Below are 6695 nucleotides of genomic sequence, written 5' to 3' on the forward strand. Positions count from 1 at the left end.
AAAACCATGACCGATCTGAACCAAACCCTGTTTGACCGCGCTGCTCAAGTCATCCCCGGTGGCGTGAATTCACCCGTACGTGCATTTCGAGCGGTGGGTGGCACACCCCGCTTTGTGCAACGCGCCCATGGCGCTTACTTTTGGGATGCCAACGGCCAAAAGTACATCGACTACATCGGCTCTTGGGGCCCCATGATTTTGGGTCACGGCAACCCTGTTGTGTTGGAAGCCGTGCAAAAAGCAGCCTTGGATGGCTTCTCATTCGGCGCGCCCACCGAGCGCGAGATTGAGCTGGCTGAAGAAATCTTGAAGCACGTGCCGTCCATGGAAATGGTGCGCTTGGTTAGCTCGGGCACAGAAGCGGGCATGAGTGCTTTGCGCCTGGCTCGAGGTGCCACGGGCCGGAGCAAGTTCATCAAATTTGAAGGTTGCTACCACGGCCACTGCGACGCGTTGTTGGTCAAAGCAGGCTCGGGCCTCGCCACCTTTGGTAACCCCACCAGCGCGGGCGTGCCGCCTGAAGTCGTGCGCGACACCCTGGTGCTGGAGTTCAACAACATTGAGCAACTTGAGGAGACCTTCAAGTTGCACGGCAAAGAACTCGCCTGCGTGATGATTGAGCCCATTGCAGGCAATATGAACTTTGTGCGTGCCAGCGTGCCGTTTATGAAACGCTGCCGTGAGCTGTGTACCGAATACGGCGCACTGTTTGTGTTTGACGAAGTGATGACGGGTTTTCGCGTGGCACTGGGCAGCGCGCAAAGCGTGTACGCCAAACTCATCCCCGGCTTCAAGCCTGATGTGACCGTGCTGGGCAAAGTCATTGGCGGCGGCATGCCCTTGGCAGCGTTTGGTGGCCCTCGCGCCATCATGCAGCAGTTGGCCCCCACCGGTCCCGTGTATCAAGCGGGCACCCTCAGCGGCAACCCTGTGGCCACCGCGTGCGGCCTGGCTACCTTGCGCGAAATTGCCAAGCCTGGCTTTTATGAAGCACTGGGTGCGCGCACACAAAGCTTGGTGGATGGCCTCACGGGCGCAGCGTCCAAAGCAGGTGTGCCCTTTAGCGGCGACTGCCAAGGCGGCATGTTTGGCTTCTTCTTGTTGCCAGAGTTGCCAAGCAACTACGCCAAAGTTATGACCAGCGACAGCCCCAAGTTCAACAGGCTCTTCCACGGTTTGCTCGATGGTGGCGTGTACATCGCCCCCGCGTTGTACGAAGCAGGCTTTGTTAGCGCAGCACACACCGAGGCCGACATTGCTGAGACTGTGGCCGTGGCTGCCGAGGTATTTGCGCAGCTATAAAGACCGGCTAGCCCCAACGTATTTCTTATTCGCGCCGCGAAGCGCCTAACACTCTCGTCCTGATAAGGCGTATTTCCCTAAAGGACACACATGAAAAAAACATTCCAACTTCAAGTCGAAGGCAAGCACCCCGAGCGCTTGCTTGAAGCCATCAAGCACGACCTTCGCAAATACCTCAAACGCGAGCGCCGCCGCGACCTGACAGAAGGCGCGGATTTTTGGGATTTCGATTGCAAATTTGGCTTGACCGAAGAAGCTGCCGAAGTGGTGCATTTGGCCAACGTCATCACCTGCATCGACAACGCGGTGGCCAACCAAGCCACACAGTTTTACGTTGAACTCTTGGCCAAGCCCGGCGTACGCACCAAGCGCCCAGCGGGTGAAGAACGTGAACACCAAGAGCGCCATGCGCTGGATGGCTTGGATGACGGCAACGACTAAGCCACTAGATCTAGATCGCTTGCCCCGATTGCAAGCGCCCACAAAAAAGCCACCCGAGGGTGGCTTTTTCTTTGCGACATTTCTTTATGGCGTTGGACCAACGGCAGCGACCGCTGCGGCCGCAGCACGCAACTTGTCTTTTTTACTCGGGCGACTCCCTTTGATGCCACCTGTCCCGTCATTCAGTGGCGATACAGGAGGCGGGACTTCGGTCGGCTCAAAGCCTTCGAGCACTTCAACGGACAGTTGCACTTGGGCGCGTTTTTGAATCAGCTGCCAATGCGCCAGCGTGGCGGCGGTCACAAAACTGACCGCTTCGCCATGTGCCCCTGCCCGACCTGTGCGGCCAATGCGGTGTGTGTAGTCGGTGGCTGAACGCGGCAGGTCGTAGTTGACCACCACAGGCAGCTGCGCGATGTCGATGCCACGGGCTGCGAGGTCGGTGGTGACCACCACTTCCCAGCGTTCTTCTTTGAACTCGGCCAACACATCTTGACGCGCGCCTTGGCTCATCTCCCCATGAAACGCGGTGGCAAACACGCCAGCCTTGTACAGCTTGTTGGCCACATGCTCACACGCGTAACGGGTGGCGACGAAGACAAACACGCGCTTCCATGCGTGCGTTTTGATAAGGTGGCGCAGCAAAGCTGTGCGGCTTTTTTCGTCCACCTGAATCGCGCGTTGTGCAATGTCGGGCGTGTGCTCTTCTGTGTGGGCAATAGTGATACGCGCAGGGTTGCTCAGCAACGCCTCAGCCAAGGTTTGCACCGCTGGCTCAAAGGTAGCGCTGAACAGCAGGTTTTGTTTCTGGGTGGGCAACAGCGCCAAGATGCGTTGCAGCTCTTCGGCAAAGCCGAGGTCGAGCAAACGGTCGGCTTCGTCCAACACGAGGTGCTGCACTTGGCCCAAGTTCAAGGCGTTGTGCTCAATGATGTCTAACAAGCGGCCGGGTGTGGCCACCACCACATCGGCTCCGCTGCGCAGGCTCATCATTTGGGGGTTGATGGACACGCCACCAAACAAGGTGCCAACTTTGATGGACTGCGTTAAGGGCCGAGCCAAATCGCGCAGCACGTCGCTCACCTGCGTGGCGAGTTCACGCGTAGGCACGAGCACCAGCACTTGGGTGGTGCGCTTCTTAGGCGCCTCGTCACGCGAGGCCGCCGTGGCCATGAGCAGCTGCAACACGGGCAGCACATACGCGGCCGTTTTGCCGGAGCCAGTTTGCGCAGTGGCCAACACATCGCGGCCATTCAGCACAGGGCCAATGGCCTCGATTTGAACGGGCGTGGGTGCAGTAAAGCCCGCCTCGGCCGCTGAGCTTTGCAGCTCGGCGTTGAGTCCGAGCTGAGCAAAGCTCAGGCTTGTTTGCGCCGCATCAAGCGGCGCGTTGTCTTGGGTGTCAATGTTCAATGGATGCGATCAATGGCGGAAGTGACGCACACCCGTGAACACCATGGCCACGCCACGCTCGTTGGCGGCGTCAATCACTTCTGGGTCGCGCATGGAGCCGCCGGGCTGGACGACGCAGGTCGCGCCTGCATCCACCACCACGTCGAGGCCGTCACGGAACGGGAAGAAGGCATCGCTGGCCACCACGGTGTGTTGCAGGCTGAGCTTGGCGGCTTCAGCCTTGATGCTGGCGATGCGGGCGGAGTCGAGGCGGCTCATTTGGCCGGCGCCCACGCCCATGGTCATGCCGTTTTTGCAGAACACGATGGCGTTGGACTTGACGAACTTAGCCACTTTCCACGCGAACAACAGGTCATTCAACTCTTCAGGGGTGGGTTGTTTGACGGTGACGATCTTCAAGTCGGCCAAAGCCAGCTCGTGGTTGTCGGCACTTTGCAGCAGCAGGCCCGAGCCCACGCGCTTGGTTTCGAGCGCGTTGCGAACGTCGCCGTAATTGGCAGGCAAGGCGATTTTCATCAAGCGCACATTGACTTTGCTCTTAAATACTTCTAGCGCTTCGGCGCTGAAGTCAGGGGCCATCAACACTTCGACGAATTGCTTGCTCACGGCTTCGGCGGCAGCTTTGTCCACTGGGCGGTTGAAGGCGATGATGCCGCCAAACGCGCTGGTGGGGTCGGTTTGGAAGGCCTTGCTGTAGGCCTCGAGCGGGTTCACACCCACGGCCACGCCGCAGGGGTTGGCGTGTTTGACGATGACACACGCCGCGAACTGTGAAGGGTCGCCGTTGGCTCCCGTGTCAAAGCTCTTCACACATTCCCACGCAGCGTCTGCATCGGCGATGTTGTTGTAGGACAGTTCCTTGCCTTGCAGTTGCACGCCGGTGGCGAGCGAGCCTGCGGCTGGGGCCAAGTCGCGGTACCAAGCAGCTTGCTGGTGGCTGTTTTCGCCGTAGCGCAGGTCTTGCACCTTCACGTATTGCTGGTTGAACTGGCCGCTGAACTGGTCGAGCTCGGGCACGTATTCTTCGCTCAGTTTTTCGGCTTCAAAGTTCACGCTGGAGAGGTAGTTGCTGATGGCTCCGTCGTATTGGCTGATGCGGTTGAACGCAGCCACAGACAACGCAAAGCGAAGCTTGTCGCTCAACTTGCTTTGACCTTGCGCGTGTGATGCTTTGAGTTCAGCAATCACGGCGGGGTATTGGTCCGCGTCGGTCAACACGGCCACGTCTTTCCAGTTCTTGGCGGCAGAGCGCACCATGGCGGGGCCGCCGATGTCGATATTTTCAATCGCGTCGGCCAGCGTGCAGCCGGGCTTGGCCACGGTGGCTTCAAACGGATACAAATTCACAATCAACAAATCAATCGTGTCGATGCCGTGCGCCTGCAAAGCGGCCATGTGTTCGGGCGTGTCGCGACGCGCCAGCAAACCGCCGTGCACTTTGGGGTGCAGGGTTTTGACGCGGCCGTCGAGCATTTCGGGAAAGCCTGTGACTTCGGCCACTTCAGTGACGGGCAAACCTTGCTCGGCCAAAAGCTTGGCAGTACCGCCGGTGGAGATGAGGCTCACGCCCAAGGCGTGCAGGTCACGCGCGAGTTCAACGATGCCAGTTTTGTCAGAGACGGAAATGAGTGCTTTCATGCTTTTCTTTTTAAAAATTCTTATTTGATAAGTTTGTGGTCGAGAAGTTTTTTACGCAGCGTGTTGCGGTTCAGCCCCAGCCATTCGGCGGCGCGTGACTGGTTGTTATCGGCCTGTTGCATGACGATTTCAAGCAATGGCTTTTCCACCACACGCACCATCATGTCGTGCATGTTGTCGGGCTCAGTGCCTTTGAGGTCGCGGAAATAGGTTTCGAGGCTGGCACGCACCACCTCTTCAATATGTTTTTTACTCATGCAAAGCTAACGGTTCGTCTAATAAAACAGGGTCGGGCAAGCGCTCGTGACGCTCAGCCAAGTCATCGAAGAAGGCAGCCACGGCACGGTGTTGCGAAGCGCTGTCTTCTAGGGCGTTCATGTGTTGGCGAAACGCCTCGCCACCAGGCAAGCTGCGGATGTACCAAGCAATGTGTTTGCGGGCGCTGCGCACGCCGGTGCGCTCGCCGTAAAGGGCGTAGTGCTCGTCAAGGTGCGCCAGCAACAAGCGGCTGACCTCTGCCACCAAAGGCTGAGCCAAGTGCTCGCCTGTAGCCAAGTAGTGCGCAATTTCTCGGAATATCCAAGGGCGGCCTTGGGCGGCGCGGCCAATCATCACAGCATCAGCGCCGGTGAGCTTTAAAACTTCTTTGGCTTTCTCGGGCGAGTCAATGTCGCCATTGGCCACCACGGGCACGCGCACCGATTGCTTAACCGCGGTGATGGTGTCGTACTCGGCCAAACCTTTGTAGCCTTGCTCACGGGTGCGGCCGTGCACAGTAATCATTTGCACGCCTGCGGACTCAGCAGCGCGGGCCAAGGCCACGGCGTTTTTGTGTGCGTTGCACCAACCGGTGCGCATTTTTAACGTCACGGGCACGCCGTGTGGCTGAGCGGCATCCACCACCGCTTGCACGATGGACATGGCCAATGGCTCGTCTTGCATCAAGGCCGAACCCGCCCATTTGTTGCACACCTTTTTGGCAGGGCAGCCCATGTTGATGTCGATGATTTGCGCACCGCGCTCAATGTTGTACAACGCGGCCTCGGCCATCATGGCCGCATCCGTGCCGGCAATTTGCACGGCGATGGGGCCGCTTTCGCCCGTGTGGTCTGCGCGACGTGAGGTTTTGAGACTGGTCCACAAATCTTTGCGCGAAGTGACCATCTCGCTGACCGCATAGCCCGCACCCAACTGCTTGCACAACATGCGAAATGGCCGGTCGGTCACGCCAGCCATTGGCGCGACAAACAGGTTGTTTGCCAATGTGTAGGGGCCGATGTGCATGGAGTAAAAGGTGTGATGCGCTTAAAAAGGAGGCACGATTGTACCTGCTGAAAATTTCAGCAGGTGCGCATTGAATGACCATTACGTCAGGATTTATCCAACTTGACAAACTCAGTCACTACACTTGTTGCATGGAAATTTGGATGCAATCATTGATGGCCGCCTTGGCCCTGCCCGAGTTTGGCCTGAGCACCGTGTTTGTGGTGTCGTTCATCTCGGCCACTTTGTTGCCCATGGGCTCTGAGCCCGTGGTGTTTGGTTTGATCAAACTCAACCCCGAACTCTTCTGGCCCGCCATTTTGGTAGCCACTGTGGGCAACACGGGCGGCGGCGCGGTCAGCTGGTGGATGGGTAGCGGCGCACACAAAGTGAGCGACAAGCTGCGCCACAAAGAAACATCAGCCCAAGATGCCCGCGCCCTGCGCTGGCTCAAATCGTTTGGACCCAAAGCCTGCTTGTTGGCCTGGCTACCTGTGGTGGGCGACCCTCTTTGCGCCGTGGCAGGTTGGCTGCGCCTGCCCTTTTGGCCGTGCGTGGCCTACATGGCGGTGGGGAAATTTGCAAGGTATGTGCTTATGACGGCTGGGTTGCTTTGGGTGTTTCCGCAGCATTGGGGG

7 protein-coding genes are annotated in these 6695 nt (G+C 58.4%); 3 read left to right on the top strand and 4 right to left on the bottom strand.

From position 1 onward, the window contains the following. The first annotated feature begins 6 nt into the window (after positions 1-6). Both hemL and ABWP81_RS05315 read left to right on the top strand, forming a co-directional pair. Positions 7-1302 (top strand): glutamate-1-semialdehyde 2,1-aminomutase, encoded by a 1296-nt coding sequence (hemL, locus tag ABWP81_RS05310; RefSeq protein ID WP_353140103.1) that lies wholly within the window; start codon positions 7-9, stop codon positions 1300-1302. Between the two features lie 90 nt (positions 1303-1392). Further along, on the top strand, positions 1393-1743 hold the full coding sequence (locus tag ABWP81_RS05315) for a DUF6172 family protein (protein WP_353136880.1): 351 nt from the start codon (positions 1393-1395) through the stop codon (positions 1741-1743). Between the two features lie 84 nt (positions 1744-1827). On the opposite strand, the gene ABWP81_RS05320 is transcribed toward ABWP81_RS05315, so the two are convergent. The 4 genes from ABWP81_RS05320 to dusB are packed head-to-tail and all read right to left on the bottom strand — an operon-like array spanning position 1828 to position 6078. Next, positions 1828-3105, bottom strand: a complete 1278-nt coding sequence (locus ABWP81_RS05320; protein WP_353140107.1) for a DEAD/DEAH box helicase — start codon at positions 3103-3105, stop codon at positions 1828-1830. A gap of 60 nt (positions 3106-3165) precedes the next feature. After that, a complete protein-coding gene (purH, locus tag ABWP81_RS05325) occupies positions 3166-4794 on the bottom strand; it encodes a bifunctional phosphoribosylaminoimidazolecarboxamide formyltransferase/IMP cyclohydrolase (protein WP_353140105.1) in 1629 nt (542 codons plus the stop codon). 20 nt (positions 4795-4814) lie between these two features. Beyond that, complete coding sequence (locus ABWP81_RS05330; protein WP_353132909.1) at positions 4815-5051, bottom strand: helix-turn-helix domain-containing protein; 237 nt, start codon at positions 5049-5051, stop codon at positions 4815-4817. Continuing rightward, positions 5044-6078 (bottom strand): tRNA dihydrouridine synthase DusB, encoded by a 1035-nt coding sequence (dusB, locus tag ABWP81_RS05335; protein WP_353132906.1) that lies wholly within the window; start codon positions 6076-6078, stop codon positions 5044-5046. The genes ABWP81_RS05330 and dusB overlap by 8 nt, the downstream gene beginning before the upstream one ends. Positions 6079-6209: 131 nt before the next feature. Between dusB and ABWP81_RS05340 the strand changes: the two genes are divergently transcribed. After that, positions 6210-6695: YqaA family protein (locus tag ABWP81_RS05340; RefSeq protein WP_353132903.1), on the top strand; the 486-nt coding region annotated here is incomplete at its 3' end.

The organism is Limnohabitans sp., from assembly GCF_040401135.1.
Classification (GTDB): Bacteria; Pseudomonadota; Gammaproteobacteria; order Burkholderiales; family Burkholderiaceae_C; genus Limnohabitans.